At 59.7% G+C, this 16,148-nt stretch carries 17 protein-coding genes and 1 pseudogene; 11 read left to right on the forward strand and 7 right to left on the reverse strand.

Annotated elements, in window-relative coordinates:
* Positions 1–13 precede the first annotated feature (13 nt).
* Positions 14–388, forward strand: a complete 375-nt coding sequence (locus AC19YY_RS14830) for a hypothetical protein (RefSeq protein ID WP_500604427.1) — start codon at positions 14–16, stop codon at positions 386–388.
* 115 nt (positions 389–503) lie between these two features.
* Here AC19YY_RS14830 and mqo read toward each other — a convergent pair whose 3' ends face one another.
* Both mqo and AC19YY_RS14840 read right to left on the reverse strand, forming a co-directional pair.
* Positions 504–2,150, reverse strand: a complete 1,647-nt coding sequence (gene mqo, locus AC19YY_RS14835; RefSeq protein WP_169954289.1) for a malate dehydrogenase (quinone) — start codon at positions 2,148–2,150, stop codon at positions 504–506.
* Between the two features lie 275 nt (positions 2,151–2,425).
* Entirely contained in the window at positions 2,426–3,052 is a 627-nt protein-coding gene (locus AC19YY_RS14840; protein ID WP_500604428.1) for a TetR/AcrR family transcriptional regulator, read from the reverse strand.
* A gap of 108 nt (positions 3,053–3,160) precedes the next feature.
* On the opposite strand from AC19YY_RS14840, the pseudogene AC19YY_RS14845 reads away from it, so the two are divergent.
* The 5 genes and pseudogenes from AC19YY_RS14845 to tal all read left to right on the forward strand — a co-directional run bounded on the left by AC19YY_RS14845 (position 3,161) and on the right by tal (position 8,061).
* Positions 3,161–4,231, forward strand: a pseudogene (locus tag AC19YY_RS14845) (sugar phosphate isomerase/epimerase family protein).
* Positions 4,228–5,118 carry an alpha/beta fold hydrolase gene (locus tag AC19YY_RS14850; RefSeq protein ID WP_500604429.1) on the forward strand — a complete coding sequence of 297 codons (891 nt, stop codon included), beginning with the start codon at positions 4,228–4,230 and terminating at the stop codon, positions 5,116–5,118. Before AC19YY_RS14845 ends, AC19YY_RS14850 begins: the two are co-directional and overlap by 4 nt.
* Before the next feature lie 142 nt (positions 5,119–5,260).
* On the forward strand, positions 5,261–5,809 hold the full coding sequence (locus AC19YY_RS14855) for a cytochrome b (RefSeq protein WP_500604430.1): 549 nt from the start codon (positions 5,261–5,263) through the stop codon (positions 5,807–5,809).
* 90 nt (positions 5,810–5,899) lie between these two features.
* Positions 5,900–6,892 carry a tRNA dihydrouridine(20/20a) synthase DusA gene (gene dusA / locus AC19YY_RS14860; protein WP_500604431.1) on the forward strand — a complete coding sequence of 331 codons (993 nt, stop codon included), beginning with the start codon at positions 5,900–5,902 and terminating at the stop codon, positions 6,890–6,892.
* Between the two features lie 242 nt (positions 6,893–7,134).
* Positions 7,135–8,061 carry a transaldolase gene (gene tal, locus AC19YY_RS14865; protein WP_169954162.1) on the forward strand — a complete coding sequence of 309 codons (927 nt, stop codon included), beginning with the start codon at positions 7,135–7,137 and terminating at the stop codon, positions 8,059–8,061.
* 132 nt (positions 8,062–8,193) lie between these two features.
* Here tal and rssC read toward each other — a convergent pair whose 3' ends face one another.
* Complete coding sequence (gene rssC, locus AC19YY_RS14870; RefSeq protein WP_029293846.1) at positions 8,194–8,676, reverse strand: anti-sigma factor antagonist RssC; 483 nt, start codon at positions 8,674–8,676, stop codon at positions 8,194–8,196.
* Positions 8,676–9,857, reverse strand: coding sequence for a two-component system response regulator RssB (gene rssB, locus AC19YY_RS14875; RefSeq protein ID WP_032863287.1), 1,182 nt, complete (start codon positions 9,855–9,857; stop codon positions 8,676–8,678). Before rssB ends, rssC begins: the two co-directional genes overlap by 1 nt.
* 277 nt (positions 9,858–10,134) lie before the next feature.
* Between rssB and AC19YY_RS14880 the strand changes: the two genes are divergently transcribed.
* Positions 10,135–10,431, forward strand: a complete 297-nt coding sequence (locus AC19YY_RS14880; protein ID WP_169954163.1) for a PilZ domain-containing protein — start codon at positions 10,135–10,137, stop codon at positions 10,429–10,431.
* A 59-nt stretch (positions 10,432–10,490) separates the two neighbouring features.
* On the opposite strand, the gene AC19YY_RS14885 is transcribed toward AC19YY_RS14880, so the two are convergent.
* Positions 10,491–11,177: an MlaA family lipoprotein gene (locus AC19YY_RS14885; RefSeq protein ID WP_169954164.1), complete on the reverse strand. Its 687-nt coding sequence runs from the start codon at positions 11,175–11,177 to the stop codon at positions 10,491–10,493.
* Between the two features lie 195 nt (positions 11,178–11,372).
* On the opposite strand from AC19YY_RS14885, the gene pcrP reads away from it, so the two are divergent.
* Both pcrP and AC19YY_RS14895 read left to right on the forward strand, forming a co-directional pair.
* Positions 11,373–11,984, forward strand: coding sequence for an HAD superfamily inactivated hydrolase PcrP (gene pcrP, locus AC19YY_RS14890; RefSeq protein ID WP_170057759.1), 612 nt, complete (start codon positions 11,373–11,375; stop codon positions 11,982–11,984).
* 110 nt (positions 11,985–12,094) lie between these two features.
* The gene (locus AC19YY_RS14895) at positions 12,095–12,361 is read left to right on the forward strand and encodes a DUF4404 family protein (RefSeq protein ID WP_076961288.1); all 267 of its coding nucleotides are present in this window, start codon (positions 12,095–12,097) and stop codon (positions 12,359–12,361) included.
* A gap of 139 nt (positions 12,362–12,500) precedes the next feature.
* On the opposite strand, the gene queF is transcribed toward AC19YY_RS14895, so the two are convergent.
* Positions 12,501–13,331 carry an NADPH-dependent 7-cyano-7-deazaguanine reductase QueF gene (gene queF / locus AC19YY_RS14900; protein ID WP_169954166.1) on the reverse strand — a complete coding sequence of 277 codons (831 nt, stop codon included), beginning with the start codon at positions 13,329–13,331 and terminating at the stop codon, positions 12,501–12,503.
* A gap of 66 nt (positions 13,332–13,397) precedes the next feature.
* Complete coding sequence (copI, locus tag AC19YY_RS14905) at positions 13,398–13,922, reverse strand: copper-resistant cuproprotein CopI (protein ID WP_169954167.1); 525 nt, start codon at positions 13,920–13,922, stop codon at positions 13,398–13,400.
* Positions 13,923–14,076: 154 nt separating this feature from the next.
* On the opposite strand from copI, the gene AC19YY_RS14910 reads away from it, so the two are divergent.
* On the forward strand, positions 14,077–14,757 hold the full coding sequence (locus AC19YY_RS14910; protein ID WP_169954168.1) for a heavy metal response regulator transcription factor: 681 nt from the start codon (positions 14,077–14,079) through the stop codon (positions 14,755–14,757).
* Entirely contained in the window at positions 14,757–16,118 is a 1,362-nt protein-coding gene (locus AC19YY_RS14915; protein ID WP_500604432.1) for a heavy metal sensor histidine kinase, read from the forward strand. Before AC19YY_RS14910 ends, AC19YY_RS14915 begins: the two co-directional genes overlap by 1 nt.
* Positions 16,119–16,148 lie beyond the last annotated feature (30 nt).

Raw genomic sequence — 16,148 nt, forward strand, 5'->3', positions numbered from 1 at the left:
GAGACTGCCCAACGTGCGCACGCTTCTGCTCGCTGCCCTGCTCCTGACACCCACCCTCGCCCTGGCAGAAACCATCGCCTGGCCGGACCTTCCAGAGACCTGTTTCGTCAGCGGCCGTTCTGCCACCAACGACGATGTCGACAATGGCTGTGCGGCGTTTCTGATCAATGTGAAAGGCAAGGCGGCAGGCACGCCCATCAAGCTGGATATCCCCCAATACGCCATGCACGTCGAAGCAGTTACAGGCAAGGAGACGCCGGTGATCATCATCCAGGCGGAAGAGAACGGCGAGATCAAGGCGGTTGGGTACAAGGAGCTAGGTACCGAACAATTGGGGGCGGCACTGTTCAAGGAAGTGCGGCTGCTGGGAACGAAAAAGCCGGGCTAAAGCCAGCCCAGTTGCGCTCCAATAAAGCTCCACAATCAAAAAACCCGCTGACCGTTACCGGTTCAGCGGGTTTTTAACTGTCGATTCAATCCTGTCTCAGGACTGTGTCGACCGCTTACAGCGCGATGTCAGCCGCCGGCTTGCTCGGCTCGGCCGCAGGCTTGGCAGCCTCGGTCGCCTGTGGGGCAGCCATTTGCGGAATGGCTGGCGGAGGCGTCAGTTGCAGAACCTTGGCAGTGTAGGCCCATTCTTGCGCAACGCGCTCAGGGCTGCCGTTCAGCTTGGTGCCATAGCTCGGCACGATCTGCTTCAGCTTTTCCTGCCAGGCCGGAGTAGCGACCTTGTCCTTGAACACTTTTTCCAGCACGGTCAGCATGATCGGCGCTGCAGTGGACGCACCTGGCGATGCACCCAACAGGCCGGCGATGGTGTTGTCGGCGGAGCTGACCACTTCGGTACCGAGTTTCAGGACGCCGCCCTGCTCTTCGTCACGCTTGATGATCTGCACACGCTGACCGGCTTGCCACAGGCGCCAGTCTTCTTTCTTGGCGTTCGGGAAGTACTCTTGCAGCGCCTTGAAGCGGTCGTCATCGGACTGCATCAGTTGGCCAGCGAGGTACTCGACCAGTGGGTATTCACGAATACCGACTTTGGTCATTGGCCAGATGTTGTGGGTGGTGGTGCTGGTCAGCAGGTCCAGGTACGAGCCTTCTTTGAGGAACTTGGTGGAGAAGGTCGCGAATGGGCCAAACAGGATCACGCGCTTGCCATCCAGCACGCGGGTGTCCAGGTGCGGTACCGACATCGGTGGCGCGCCAACCGAAGCTTTACCGTAGGCCTTGGCCAGGTGCTGCTCGGCAATCGTTGGGTTCTCGGTCACCAGGAACGAGCCACCCACCGGGAAGCCTGCGTATTCCTTGGCTTCAGGAATGCCCGACTTCTGCAACAAGTGCAGGGCACCGCCGCCCGCGCCGATGAATACGAACTTGGCGTCGGTCTCGGTCTTGCTGCCATCTTTCAGGTTTTTGTAGCTGACACGCCACGAACCGTCGGCGTTCTTGGTGATGTCCTGCACTTCGCTCGACAGTTTCAGGTCGAACTTGGGCGTGGTCTGCAAGTGAGCGACGAACTGGCGGGTGATCTCGCCGAAGTTCACGTCAGTACCGATTGGTGTCCAGGTCGCGGCGATTTTCTGGTTCGGGTCACGCCCTTCCATCATCAGCGGAACCCACTTCTTGATCTGTACCGGATCTTCGGAGTATTCCATGCCAGCAAACAGCGGGCTCGCCTGCAGCGCTTCGTAACGTTTTTTCAGGAACTTGATGTTGTCATCGCCCCACACAAAGCTCATGTGCGGAGTGGAGTTGATGAACGAACGCGGGTTCTTCAGAACGCCTTGCTGAACCTGCCACGACCAGAACTGGCGGGAGATCTGGAACGCTTCGTTGATCTCGACCGCTTTCGGGATCTCAACGGTGCCGTCCTTGTTTTCCGGGGTGTAGTTCAGCTCAGCCAGGGCCGAGTGACCGGTACCGGCGTTGTTCCAACCATTGGAGCTTTCTTCGGCGACGCCATCCAGGCGCTCGACCATCTCCATCGACCAATCCGGCTGCAGCTCATTGAGCCATACACCCAGGGTCGCACTCATGATGCCGCCGCCGATCAGCAGCACATCGACTTTCTTTGCCTCTTCCGCCTGGACGGAAGTAATCCCCATCGACAAAGCCAGACCCAGCAGGGCAGTGTTCACTTTTTTAAACATCGTAGCACCTATGATAAAACGCCTTCCGCCCTACCGCCCTCGACCTTCCGGCAACCGTGGTGCGCCAAACATCAGGCAACGTCTGGCGGGTTCCCGTACTCGCAAGTACTGCAGGGTGGGCACACAAGGCCGACGTATCGACCTCACTTTTATGTCCCTTCTGCGCTGACTTCTTATCATTATTGGCTTCAGCTACCTCGGCGACAGCTACCCTGCCGGTACGCATTCGGGAGTGCGTACCAGAGAGAGAATAGACCAAGATGGCGCGCAGAATATCATGCTCCGGCGGGATCGGGCGTCTGTTCTGGACTTGACGGTCGTGTTGGCAACAGGCTCAGCGCCACCTCGACAGACTGGCGAAGACGCTCAGGTGTAACGCCATCCCTCGCCTGGATGGAAATACCGTGCAAAAAGGTCGCATAAAAGTCCCCCAGTGCCTGCACGTCGGCACCCGCGCCAAGCTCGCCGCTTTCCTGCCCGCACTGCAACCTGTCGATAATCGACTGGGTACGTTGTAGGCGGTGCTCGCGCAGCCATTGCTGAACCTCGGCGCCGTCCGGGCTGGTGCTGCTTGCGGCACTCACCACCAGGCAGCCGCCGGGCCGACCCGATTGCGTGTAAGTGCTGATGGCATCGTCCAGCATGCCCCTGATCGCGCTTTTCAGGTCTGCCTGCGCCAACGCATAGTCGGCAAAACCACCCTCGCCGCTTTCATATAACGCCACCGCCTCACGGAACAGCGCCTGCTTGCTGCCAAAAGCGGCGTAAATCCTCGCCGAGGCAATGCCCAGCGCCTCAACCAGCGCCGACATGCTGGTGCCCTCGTACCCTTGCTCCCAGAACAACAACATGGCGCGCTGCAATGCCGCTTCCCTATCAAATTCGCGCGGACGTCCGGCCATTAATTGCTTACCTGTGGGTGTGATTTCATCACTTTAACCCATATCGAGTTGACGGTAATGAATGGACGGGCCTATTCTTTGTCAATCGACAAACAATAGGAACACATGATGCGTACGCTTAAAGGACCCAGTTTGCACCTGGCACAATTCAGTGCCGCCGAGCCGCCTTTCAACAACCTGGAGAACATCGCTCAGTGGGCCAAGGCGCAAGGCTTCAAGGCGCTGCAGATTCCGGCCTGGGACAGCCGACTCTTCAATATCGAACTGGCCGCGCAAAGCCAGGCGTACTGCGATGACATCAAGGGCATGCTCGGCGACCACGGCCTGCAGATCAGTGAATTGACCAGCCATATTTTTGGCCAACTGGTGGCGGTGCATCCTGCCTACGACGCGTTGTGGGACGCATCCATTCCAGCGCCGCTGCGGGGCAAACCCCAGGCCCGTACCGAATGGGCGATCGAACGCATGAAATGGACCATCACGGCCTCGCAACGGCTTGGCCTTGAAGACCTGGGCACGTTTTCCGGCTCCCTCGCCTGGCCCTATCTGTTCCCCTTCCCGCAACGCCCGGAAGGTCTTATCGATGCTGCATTCGATGAGCTGGCCCGACGCTGGCGACCGCTGCTGGACCTTGCCGACGAGCAAGGCGTCAACCTCTGCTACGAAATCCACCCCAGCGAGGACCTCCACGACGGCACCAGTTTCGAGCGTTTCTACGAACGGGTTGACCAGCATCCGCGCTGTCGGATCCTGTTCGACCCCAGCCACTTCGTGCTGCAACAACTGGACTACTTGAGCTACCTCGACATTTAAAAGTCGTTCATCCGCATGTTTCATGTCAAGGACGCCGAGTTCAACGCCACCGGCCGCCAAGGTATCTACGGTGGCTACAGCGACTGGGCCAACCGTGCCGGGCGTTTTCGCTCACTGGGTGATGGCCAGGTGGATTTCAAAGGCATTTTCTCCAAACTCGCCCAATACGACTATCCGGGCTGGGCCACGCTGGAATGGGAGTGCTGCTTGAAAAACCAGGAGGACGGAGCCCGCGAAGGCGTCGAGTTCATCAATCGACATATCATTAAAGTCACCGACCGGGCCTTTGACGACTTCGCCGGTGCGCCGGTCGATCAGCGGCAGATCCAGGCCATGCTCGGCCTTCAGCACGAGGCACGACCATGAACGCTCGCACCGCCCTACCCCTCGATACCAGTGACGATTTCACACACCACTACGTGCGAATCGACGGCAAGAAAATCCACTGCGTCATGGCCGGCGCCGGGCAACCGGTGTTGCTGGTCCCGGGCTGGCCACAAACCTGGTACGCCTTCCGGCATATCATGCAAGCCCTGGCAATTCAGGGCTTCCAGGCCATTGCCGTCGACCCGCCAGGCCTGGGCAACTCAGACCGTCCTGCACTGGGCTTCGACACCGGCAATATTGCCGACGTGCTCCATCGGACGATGCTGGAGCTCGGCATCCCGCGCTATCACCTGGTCGGGCACGATGTCGGCATGTGGATCGGCTATGCGCTGGCAAGTGACCAGCCACACGCCGTGCGCACACTGACCGTAACCGAAGCCGTCATACCCGGCCTGGCCCCGCCGCCGCCGATTTTTGTGGCGCCGGAACAGAACATCTTCCTGTGGCACTTCCTCTTCAACCAGATCCAGGACCTGCCCGAAGCCCTCATCACCGGACGGGAGGAAACGTACCTCAACTTCATGTTCGACCGCTGGTCATTTCACCGCGACTGCGTTGCGTCCGACGTCTACATTCGCGCCTATTCGACACCCGGTGGCTTGCGCGCAGGGTTCGACTATTACCGCGCGATTCCCGAAACCATCCGGCAAAACACCGAGCGCGCTACCCGCATGCTGGAAATGCCGGTACTGGCCATCGGCGCCGAACATGCCACTAACGACGCCCCCCTGGTGACGCTCCAGGGGCACGCAACCGACCTGCGCGGGGCGATCATCGCCGATTGCGGGCATTTTGTGATGGAGGAGGCACCGCAGGCATTCGTGGAACATCTGCTTGGTTTTCTGCAGGCGCATCCTGAAAGCTAAAGGCTCAGGCCAGAGGAGTGACGGAACAACCTCGGGCGTGCTGGAATCAGGAAAGTCGATGGGAATCATCAAGTTTTTATGGTTTTCAGCCCTGCCCAATTGTCGATAATCGCGCCTACTCAAAAGGGAGGCGCGTATCCAGATGACACAGGCAAAAAGCTATACAGCCACGGCAAAGTGGCTGCACTGGAGCATGGCACTCATCTGGATTGCCGCCTGGCTGGTGGGAATCGTGGCCGTTCACTGGCGCGATGAATTAAACCCGCAGCATCAACTCACTTTTTTACACAAGGCGATGGCTAGCACCCTGATATTGCTTATCGTCCTACGCATCGCCTGGCGCCTGACCCATGCAGCGCCGGCGATGCCCGACACCATGACACCGAGGGTCAAGCGTGCTGCGCTCATTGGCCACCTGTTGCTATACATCGTGGCGCTAGTCGGACTGCCGATATCCGGCTGGTACTGGAGTTCGGTGGCGGACAAACCCATCCTGGTTGCCGGTTTATTCCTGCTACCGCCGCTGGTGGAGGCGGATAAGAGTCTCTATGACCTGGCAAAGGCAATTCATACCTACAGCGCGTGGTTATGCGGTGCTCTTGTGGGAGGGCATGTGATGGTGGCGCTGAAGCATCACTTTGTTGATAAGGACAAGGTACTGGCGGGGATGCTGCCGGGGCGCGTCGACTGATGTGGAAACGCCCCGGATACCTGGCCTCAACGAGGCCACTCCGTTCCTGATAAACTGATCGCCCTTCGCCTTCCCCGTCCAGATACTTCAATGCCCCTACAAATTGCATCAATGCCACTTTCCCGCCGGTTTTCGGTTGCGCCGATGATGGATTGGACCGACCGCCACTGCCGCTTTTTCCTACGTCTCCTCTCCAAGCACGCCCTGCTCTACACCGAAATGGTCACCACCGGCGCCATCCTCCGCGGTGACCACGAACGTTTCCTGCGCCACAACGAGGCCGAGCACCCACTGGCGTTGCAACTGGGCGGCAGTGTTCCAGCCGATTTGGCTGCCTGTGCCCGCATGGCCGAGGATGCAGGCTACGACGAAGTGAATCTGAACGTCGGCTGCCCCAGCGACCGGGTGCAGAACAATATGATCGGCGCGTGCCTGATGGGGCACCCCGCTCTGGTGGCGGACTGTGTAAAGGCGATGCGTGATACGGTGTCGATTCCGGTGACGGTCAAGCACCGTATCGGGATTAATGGCCGGGATAGTTATGCCCAGTTGTGTGATTTCGTCGGGCAGGTGAAAGACGCGGGTTGCACCAGTTTTACAGTGCATGCGCGGATTGCGATTCTGGAGGGGTTGTCGCCCAAGGAGAATCGGGACATTCCGCCGTTGCGTTATGACGTAGCGGCGCAATTGAAGCGGGATTTTGCCGAGTTGGAGATTATTCTCAATGGCGGGATCAAGACGCTGGAGCAATGCGAAGAGCATTTGCAGGTGTTTGATGGGGTAATGCTGGGGCGTGAGGCTTATCACAATCCGTATTTGCTGGCAGAAGTGGATCAGCGGCTGTTTGACAGTACGGCGCCGGTGATCAGTCGGGCCGAGGCGTTGGCGAAGTTGCGGCCTTATATCGCCGAGCACCTGGCCACCGGTGGGGCGATGCATCACATTACGCGGCATGTGTTGGGGTTGGGCACCGGTTTTTCGGGGGCTCGCAGGTTTCGGCAGTTGTTGTCGGTGGATATTCATAAGGCCAGCGATCCGTTGGCGTTGTTGGATCAGGCTGGGGCGTTGCTGGAGGGCCACTGACGGAGCCGGTCAGTCGGTTTATTGGACGACTGGTCCAGCGCTATCGCGGGCCAGCCCCACATTTTGATCGCGGTGCAGGCGGAACCTGATGGCGATTCTGCCCTCCTATCTAGCAGCACGGCCGGTCATTCAAACGGCTGTTTTCAGGTTGTTGCCCTCGCAAACGATCGAACGCATTTGCGCCCTTGAGCGGCTAGCAACCCTCGGGTAATGTCATCAGACCCATAGGACAGAGCACGCCCATGACTTCCAAGCTGGAACAACTCAAGCAATTCACCACTGTAGTTGCCGACACCGGCGATTTTGAAGCTATCGCTCGCGTCAAGCCACAGGATGCCACCACCAACCCTTCCCTTTTGCTCAAGGCTGCGTCAATTCCAGGCTACGCCAAGTTGCTGGATGCCTGCGTGCAGGATTGCAACGGTGATGTGGGCCTGGCCAGTGACCGCTTTGCGGTGGCTGTGGGCCAGGAGATCCTGAAAGTGGTGCCCGGACGCATTTCCACCGAGGTGGATGCGCGCCTGTCGTTCGACACTGACGCGGTACTCAAGCGTGCGCATCGTCTGATCGACCTGTACGAAAAGGCAGGTATTGGCCGCGACCGCGTGCTGATCAAGATCGCGTCCACCTGGGAAGGCATTCGTGCCGCCGAGCAACTGGAAAAGGAAGGCATCCAGACCAACCTGACCCTGTTGTTCTCCTTCGCCCAGGCCGTGGCCTGTGCGGAAGCCGGGGTGTTCCTGATTTCACCGTTTGTCGGTCGTATCTACGACTGGTACAAAAAGGCCAACGGCAACGACTACATCGGCGCCGATGATCCAGGCGTGCAGTCGGTCACCCGCATCTACAACTACTACAAGGCCAATGGCTACAAGACTGTGGTGATGGGCGCGAGCTTCCGCAACCTGAGCCAGATCGAGGAGTTGGCCGGTTGCGACCGCCTGACCATCAGCCCGGACTTGCTGGAGAAGCTGGCGGCCGACAATGGCAAGCTCGAGCGCAAGTTGGCGCCAGGCCACGCCGGCGAACCTCGCGTGCATATGACCGAGGCGCAGTTCCGTTGGGAGTCCAACGAGGATGCGATGGCCACTGAGAAGCTGGCTGAGGGGATTCGTCAGTTTGCCCGGGATCAGGAGAAGCTGGAGGCGTTGTTGAGCGCCAAGCTGTAAAAAGCGAGCGCGGCAAAAAGGGCGGCATCTTTGGGATGCCGCCCTTTTTTGTACCCGCTCAATATGAGTGGTTGGGCTGGCGCTATCGCAGGCAAGCCAGCTCCTGCATTTTGACCTTGCTCAACAGTGAGATCAGTGACGCTCTAGGGCGTTGACCAGGTCGTGAAACGCCTCGCGGTTGGATTCGTTCAGGCCCATCAGGATCTTGTGCGCTTCCAGCACCTTGAGCCGCACCACTTCCTCGGACTGGTCCTGGGAAGGCAAGTCGGTCAGGCATTCCGGACAGGGGATCGGGCGATCGACGATGTTGAACACCTGGTCGAAACCCATCGACTGCAACAGCCGGGTGATGTCTTCGTGTGTGGTGACGACGGTCGGCAGCAGTCCAACCTTCTGCCGCGACAGAATGGACAACTTGGCCAACAGCCCAAGGGTGGTGCTATCGATGCTGCGGGTTTCGGTCAGATCGATCACGATCGCCGAGAAATTCAAGGCTGTGAAAATCCGCTCAATCGTTGCATCCAGCGCCGAACACAAGGTCAGGCGCACTTCACCGACAAACTTCAGGACGAAGGTCCCGTCTTGCTCGGCGAATTGGATTCTTCCGGTACTCATCAAAGATTCCTGCTCAACACCAATAGGGCGATATCATCCGGCATCTCCCCTAGCGTGGCCAATCCAAAAACCTGCCGCAGGCCATCCAGGCTGCCGCCCGCCGACCTTACCCGTTGGGGCAAGGCGGCTTCTTTCTCTTTGAGTGTAGGCTCTGGAAGAAGGTCCAGGATGCCATCGGACATCAGCGTCAGGCTGAAGGCCGGTGGCAGTTCCAGGATGTGATCTTCATAGGTGGCTTCGTTGAACAAACCCACCGGCAGACCACGCCCTTCCAGATAACGCACACTGTCTGGAGTGTATAAAACCGGCAATGGCAGGTGACCGCCAATGCTGTAGGTCAAAAGACCCGTTTCTTCATCAATCACGCCGCCCACCATCGTCACGTGCTTGCCCAGCTTGCAGCTGATCAGGCCCCGGTTGATGTGGCCCAGCACTTGCGAGGGAGTGAACTCCGGCAAAGTGCCGTTGCGCTTGGATTCGAACAACAGCCGTGTGGTCATGAACTTCAACAACACAGTCACGAATGCAGAAGATGCGCCGTGCCCGGAGACATCGGCCAGGTAGAACGCAACACGGCGCTCATCCACGCGGAAGTAGTCGACAAAATCCCCCGACAGGTACAGCGACGGGATGATCTGGTGGGCGAACTGGAACTCGTCGATGCTCCACGGGCTGACCGGCAGCATGTTCATCTGCACCTGGCGACCGGCGTTCTGGTCTTCCTGGAGCAGGTTGAGGCTGGCCTCGAGTTCACGGTTGGCGGTTTCGAGCTTTTCGCGGTAGCGCTGGTTTTCCAGCAGCAGGCGGGCACGGTCCAGTGCACGGCGCACCGAGTGTTCCAGGACGGCCAGGTCTTCCAGGGGCTTGATCAGGTAATCGGCGGCGCCCAGGCGCAAGGCTTCCACGGCGTCGTTCATCACTCCGGCACCCGACACGACAATGACCGGCGTCTGCGGGGCAAGCTCGGTCACCTGGCGGATCAGCTCAAGGCCGCCCATCTGGGGCATGCGCAGGTCGCAGATCACCAGGTCGGGCTGGTCGCGCTCGAACACCTGGAGACCCTGAAGACCATTGCCGGCCTGCAGGACGCTGAAGCCACTGTCTTCCAAATAGGCCGCGAGGCTCGCGCGCACTACTTCGTCGTCATCGATTATCAGCAGCGTGGCACTGGTTTTTTGCATGTGGGCAAACGGCGCCAGAATTAGGTTGGCGTAGGCAGTCAGGCAATGGCCCGGCTCGCACTACTGGATTCGCTTTCTAGCCTCTCTGTCCTACAAAACATGAGCTGTTGGCCCACGCACAAAGGTAAAGCAGAGGTGCCCTTCTAAGGCGCAGACGGTACTCCCATCCGCCAGGGGTTTCAAGCTCATGCCGATGGTCGCTGGGCGTCTTTACATCGCAAATCACCGGGAGTTATAAGAACAGGCAAAACCACAACGCAATGGAAGGATGAAAGCTATGAGCGCAAATGAACGTGACTACGCAGAAAAGCGCGATTTCATCCGCATGCGGGTGGATGCGGACGTGTCGCTGATCCATGCCGGGCAAGAGATTGCCGGGGTCTGCCTGGACCTCTCCAGCTCTGGCATGCAGGTCCAGGCGCAGCATCCATTCAACGTTGGCGACCAACTGAAGGTGCGTATCGACTCAGAACACGCCGCGCTCAAGGGCCTTGAGGCAGACACCGAGGTGGTCTGGGCCAGGAAAGAAGGCGACGACCAACACCTGGGCCTGAAAATCCTCACGATGTACTGAAATCAATGCACACAAAAAAGGCGGCCTTAAGGGCCGCCTTTTTCATTCAAGGTTTAACCTTAAAAGTCATCCACTACATTGCCGTCCTTGACCTTGAACTCGCGGTTCTGCAGGTAGGCATTGCGAATAAAGGTGTATTTGTCGCCGTTGATCAGCTTTTCAGCCGACAGCAGGCTGGCGCGGGTATCGATGATATCCAGGCCCATGGCGCTGTTGCGCGTAGGAATGTCGTTCATGTAGCGGTACGGTTCGGTGTAGCTGTCGACATACTTGGACGGTGCATCACGCAGGGTGCTCGGGCCCAGCAGCGGCAGCATCACGTACGGACCGCTGCCCACGCCCCAGTAACCGAGGGTCTGGCCGAAGTCTTCATCGCTGCGCTGCAGCCCCATTTTGGTGCCGACATCAACCAAGCCCAGCACGCCAAACGTGGTGTTGACCAGCAAGCGCGCGGTATCGACACCGGCCTGATGCGGCTTGAGTTGCAGCACGTTGTTGGCCAGGTTGCCCACATCGCCGATATTGCGGAAGAAGTTGTGGATACCGTCTTCGACAAATTGCGGGGTGATGAACTGGTAGCCCTGGGCCAATGGCTTCAGTGCATAGGTATCAACGGTGTCGTTGAACGTGAAGATCGGGCGGTTGATGCTCTCCCACGGATCTTCTTCTGCGGCCTGGGCGGCGAAAGGCACCAGCAGGACACTGGCACATACCGATAGTTGAGCAAGACACTGGCTCCAGCGCATAGCTTGAACTCCTTGAATGATCTGTCATGGGCGCTATGCCCTGAATAAGGCGGCAGTATATGACGGAAGTGTAGGATTAGGCAGCTTGACGGAATTGTCATTCAGAAAATGTACAAATTCCCTACAATCTCATCAGGTGTCATCTGCCTGTCACGGACCTCCGATAGCGTCACAGCTATTTTCAGGGACGTCGAAATGCCCCACCCCCAGATCGTTGCAGACAACGCCCCTTCCCTGACCGCCGTGTTGTTTGGGCTCAGTGGTTGCCTGGTGGACTTCGGTTCCACGGCCCACGCCAACACCGTCCCCGCAGCCGAAACCCTGGCCACCCCTGGTGCCCTGAATATCCTGCAATGGCTCAACACCCAAGGCACCCCCTGCGCCTGGCTGGATGAGTTGCCTTGCGCCGTCACCACGCCGTTGGCCGCAGCCCTGCCCGGCTGGGTGCATGGCTGCCGCCCTGCGACCGCCCCCTGGCCTGCGCCCCATGCCTGCTGGCAAGCGTTGATGGAGTTGAACATCGCACACCTGGATGGCTGCGTGCTGGTCAGTGGCGAGCCGCGGCTGCTGCAATCAGGGCTCAACGCTGGGCTCTGGACGATTGGCCTGGCGTCCTGCGGCTCCCTCTGCGGGCTCTCCCCTGGCCAATGGCAAGCGCTGGACGAACAGGCACGCGAACACAAGCGCGCCAAGGCCACCGTCGCGCTGTACGGGCTTGGCGTGCACTCGGTGATTGATCACCTGGGTGAACTGGGCACCTGCCTGGCGGACATCGGCCTGCGCCGGCTCAAAGGCGAGAAGCCCTGATCAAGATCATGCACAGTCGCCGCCAGTGGATTAATCTACAGGTCGTCCCGTAGACCTTTCTCGGCGTGCCGTGGTCTATGCCAGTGCCTATTGATAAAAGGAAGAACGCCATGCCTGCCCGCGAAAAACTGCAAGAACAGGTTTCCATCCTGCGCGAGCAATTGAACCAGGACCCGCCTCTGTCGCTGGAAAAACGCGAAGCGCTGGAAGCGTTGATTGCCAAGTTTGAAGTGCAACTGGAACTAGAACCTGCCACTCAGAACCCCAGCCTTGCCGACGGTGTCAACCTGGCTGTAGAACGCTTCGAGCTGGAGCATCCGGGCATAGCCGGGACATTGCGCAATATTGTGGTGACCCTGGGCAATATCGGGATCTAATCCGCATCCAGGCCAAACCCAGAACCAAAAAATGTGGGAGCGGGCTTGCTCGCGATAACGGAGTGCCAGTCACCGAAGATATTGACTGAAACACCGCTATCGCGAGCAAGCCCGCTCCCACATTTGTGTGGTGTAAAGCTTACTGGCGAGCCAGGCGCAGGTTCTGGAACTGCACAGCCTCGGTACTGCGATAGGGGTTGATATCCAACCCACCGCGACGCACATACCGCGCATACACCGTCAACTTCTGCGGCTTGAGCAACCGCTGCAGGTCGAGAAAGATCCGCTCCACGCACTGCTCATGAAAGTCCGAGTGCTGGCGGAAGCTCACCAGGTATGCCAACAGGCTCGCATGGTCCAGCGCCGCGCCACGGTATTCCACCGCCACGCTGCCCCAGTCCGGCTGGCTGGTCACCGGGCAGTTGGACTTGAGCAGGTGGCTGTGCACGCTCTCCTCCACCACACGGGAATCATCGCAACGCAGCAATTCCGGACGCGGATGCTCGTAGTTGCTGACACTGATATCCAGGTCATCGATGCACACCCCCGGCAGGCGCACCACGCCTTCGTCTTCCACCTCGGCCAGGCTGCGGATGCGCACACCCACGGGTTTGCCGGCCGCTGCGCTCAAGTCGGCACGCAAGGTCGCCTCAAGGTTGGACACATCGGCAAACGGCGTCTGGTTCAACGAGTTGAGGTAGAGCTTGAAGGACTTTGACTCGATGATGTTCGGCGAGTCAGCCGGGATGCTGAACTCACCGATAGCCACCACCGGCTTGCCAGACGGCAGCAGCCAGGACAGTTCAAAACAGTTCCAGAAATCCACGCCCTTGTAAGGCAGCGTCTGGGCGGTGAGGCCCAGCTCGGCCCATTTGGCGGCGCGAGGGATAGGGAACAGCAATGAAGGGGTGTAAGTGGAGATGTATTCACTGGACTTGCCCAGCGGCGAATGTTCGGCTGCGGGATGCATGGCGGAAACCTGGCTAAATAAACCCCGCCAGTCTACCAGCCTTTGCTCCCGGCCTTAACCCGCGCGTCAGGGGGCAACAGTCAGCTTGCCGACCATCCCCGCCTGGTAATGCCCGGGGAGGTTGCAAGCGAACTCCAGGGCCCCAGCCTTGCTGAAGGTCCAGGTCAATTGCGCGGTCTTGCCTGGCTCCACCAGCACGCTGTTGGGATCGTCATGCTTCATGCCACCCATATCACCATGGCCCATCGCCGCGTGATCCATCTGGCCCATGCCGGTGGCGGTCAACATGCCGCTGGCTTGCATCTTGAGCATTTCTTTCTGGTGATCGGCATGCATGCTTGCGTCACCCAGGTTGAACTCATGCAGCAACTGCCCCTTGTTGACCAGCACAAAGCGCACCGTCTCACCGGCCTTTACATCAAGTGAGGTGGGTGCAAAGGAAATATCCTGCAGCACCACTTCCACCGTACGAGTGGCCTTGGTCGCCGGCGCCGCCTCGCCAAAGGCAAACGTGTGAGCGCCATCGGCCAGCGCCGGGACGCTCAACATCATCAAGCAACCTGCCAGCCACCCAGATTTACGCAAAAACATGTTTATCCTCCAAAGGTATAAGACCAGCCTGTGGGACACTCTAATAATGCACCGCTGCCAGTTACCTGACTGCTAGATTACAACTTTGTCAGGTTGCGCCAGCCCACCGGCGCACACGGTATAAAGCCCGCTGCTACCCCGCCATGAGTCGCCTATGAAACTGCTGATCGTCGAAGACCAACCCAAAACCGGCCAATACCTGCGCCAGGGCCTGGCCGAAGCCGGGTTCAATACCGAACTGGTGGCCGACGGCACCACCGGCCAGCACTTGGCGCTGACAGGTGACTACGACTTGCTGATTCTCGATGTGATGCTGCCGGGCCGCAGCGGCTGGCAGATCCTGCAGGCGGTGCGCAGTGCCGGCCTGGAAATCCCGGTGCTGTTCCTGACGGCACGGGATGCGGTGGAAGATCGGGTCCACGGCCTGGAGTTGGGCGCTGACGACTACCTGGTCAAGCCATTCGCGTTCTCCGAACTGCTGGCCCGGGTGCGCAGCCTGTTGCGCCGCGGCAGCAGCACACCCCAGGAAACCAACCTGCACCTGGCCGACCTGCGCCTGGACCTGATCCGGCGCCGCGTGGAGCGCAGCGGCCAGCGTATCGACCTCACCGCCAAGGAGTTCGCCCTGCTGGAAATGCTCCTGCGCCGCCAGGGCGAAGTGTTGCCCAAGTCGCTGATCGCCTCCCAGGTCTGGGACATGAATTTCGACAGCGACACCAATATCATCGAAGTGGCCATCCGCCGCCTGCGCTTGAAGATCGATGACGGCTTCCCCAACAAGCTGATCCACACCGTGCGCGGCATGGGCTATGTGCTGGAAGAGCGATTCAGTTGATGAAACGCCTCTCCCTGGCCAGCCGCCTGGCCCTGCTGTTTGCCGGCTGCACCGCCGTGGTCTCGCTGCTGGCAGGCGTATTGTTCAGCCAGGCCAGCGAAAAGCACTTCATCGAACTCGACCAGCAATTGCTCGACAGCAAGCTGCTGGCCCTGCGCAGTGCCCTGCAAGGCGCCGACACCCCGGCGCTGTTCGCCCAACGCGTGGCCGCACTGACAGACGAACTGAGCCATCAACCGGACCTGGCCGTGCGCGTCAACGCCGCCGACGGCCAGCGCTGGTTTGACAGCGCGCCGCGCATCCCCGTCGACCTGCCCACCGCGCCCGGCCTGCACAGCCTGCAAAGCGCCGGCACCAGCTACCGGGTGTACAACGCTGCGTTGAACCCCGCCCAGCCCGGTTCTGCGCAGTTGGTCCTGATGCTCGACATCACCCATCACCAGCACTTCCTGCAACGCATGCAACACCTGATCTGGCTGACAGTCGGCCTGTCCGCCCTGGCGACCGCGCTCCTTGGCGCCTGGGCCGCGCGCAGCGGGCTGCGGCCCCTGCGGCGAATGACCGAAGTGGCCAGCAATATCCGCGCTCACTCCCTGACCCAGCGCCTGCCCCAGGAACAGATGCCCGCCGAACTGGCGGAACTGGCCCAGGCCTTCAATGCGATGTTTGGCCGCCTCGATGATGCGTTCCAGCGGCTATCGGCGTTCTCTGCCGATATCGCCCACGAACTGCGCACGCCGTTATCCAACCTGCTGACCCAGACCCAGGTGATCCTCACCCAACCCCGGCCGCTGGAAGACTACCGCGAAGCGCTGCACAGCAATCTGGAAGAGCTGCAATGGATGGCCCAACTGGTCAACGACATGCTGTACCTGGCCAAGGCCGACCACGGTTTGCTCAACCCCAAACGCGAACCCCTGGCCCTGGCCGACGAGGTGGATGCCTTGCTGGAGTTCTTCGCGCCGTTGGCCGAGGACGCCCAGGTCAACCTGCTGCGCGACGGCAGCGCCAGTGCCGCCGGTGACCGCAGCATGCTGCGCCGGGCGTTTTCCAATCTGTTGGACAACGCCGTGCGCTTTACCCCGCCGGGTGGCGAAGTACGAGTGAGGATCAGCGAAAACGCCCAGGGCGTGACACTAAGTGTGGAAAACACCGGGACCGGGATTCCCCAAGGGCTGCTGCCCAAGCTGTTTGACCGGTTCTACCGCGCAGATCCGGCTCGGCATGAAGGCAGCAGTGAGCATGCGGGGCTGGGGTTGGCGATTACCCAGTCGATTGTGCGGGCGCATGGGGGGAGGATTTTCTGTGAATCACAACCGGGGTGGACGCGGTTTGTGATTGAGTTGCCACAGGGGGTTTGAGGCAATCTGGGCGGGCCTCATCGCGGGCAA

Source organism: Pseudomonas sp. MF09156 (genome assembly GCF_059862305.1).

Excerpts from the sequence above, each read along its gene's own strand:
- dusA (WP_500604431.1), top strand. The coding sequence starts at position 5,900 with ATGCCCCTACAAATTGCATCAATGCCACTTTCCCGCCGGTTTTCGGTT.
- tal (WP_169954162.1), top strand. The coding sequence starts at position 7,135 with ATGACTTCCAAGCTGGAACAACTCAAGCAATTCACCACTGTAGTTGCC.
- rssB (WP_032863287.1), bottom strand. The coding sequence starts at position 9,857 with ATGCAAAAAACCAGTGCCACGCTGCTGATAATCGATGACGACGAAGTA.
- AC19YY_RS14895 (WP_076961288.1), top strand. The coding sequence starts at position 12,095 with ATGCCTGCCCGCGAAAAACTGCAAGAACAGGTTTCCATCCTGCGCGAG.
- AC19YY_RS14850 (WP_500604429.1), top strand. The coding sequence starts at position 4,228 with ATGAACGCTCGCACCGCCCTACCCCTCGATACCAGTGACGATTTCACA.
- queF (WP_169954166.1), bottom strand. The coding sequence starts at position 13,331 with ATGCATCCCGCAGCCGAACATTCGCCGCTGGGCAAGTCCAGTGAATAC.
- AC19YY_RS14910 (WP_169954168.1), top strand. The coding sequence starts at position 14,077 with ATGAAACTGCTGATCGTCGAAGACCAACCCAAAACCGGCCAATACCTG.
- AC19YY_RS14840 (WP_500604428.1), bottom strand. The coding sequence starts at position 3,052 with ATGGCCGGACGTCCGCGCGAATTTGATAGGGAAGCGGCATTGCAGCGC.
- AC19YY_RS14880 (WP_169954163.1), top strand. The coding sequence starts at position 10,135 with ATGAGCGCAAATGAACGTGACTACGCAGAAAAGCGCGATTTCATCCGC.
- AC19YY_RS14885 (WP_169954164.1), bottom strand. The coding sequence starts at position 11,177 with ATGCGCTGGAGCCAGTGTCTTGCTCAACTATCGGTATGTGCCAGTGTC.
- rssC (WP_029293846.1), bottom strand. The coding sequence starts at position 8,676 with ATGAGTACCGGAAGAATCCAATTCGCCGAGCAAGACGGGACCTTCGTC.
- AC19YY_RS14855 (WP_500604430.1), top strand. The coding sequence starts at position 5,261 with ATGACACAGGCAAAAAGCTATACAGCCACGGCAAAGTGGCTGCACTGG.
- AC19YY_RS14915 (WP_500604432.1), top strand. The coding sequence starts at position 14,757 with ATGAAACGCCTCTCCCTGGCCAGCCGCCTGGCCCTGCTGTTTGCCGGC.
- pcrP (WP_170057759.1), top strand. The coding sequence starts at position 11,373 with ATGCCCCACCCCCAGATCGTTGCAGACAACGCCCCTTCCCTGACCGCC.
- mqo (WP_169954289.1), bottom strand. The coding sequence starts at position 2,150 with ATGTTTAAAAAAGTGAACACTGCCCTGCTGGGTCTGGCTTTGTCGATG.
- copI (WP_169954167.1), bottom strand. The coding sequence starts at position 13,922 with ATGTTTTTGCGTAAATCTGGGTGGCTGGCAGGTTGCTTGATGATGTTG.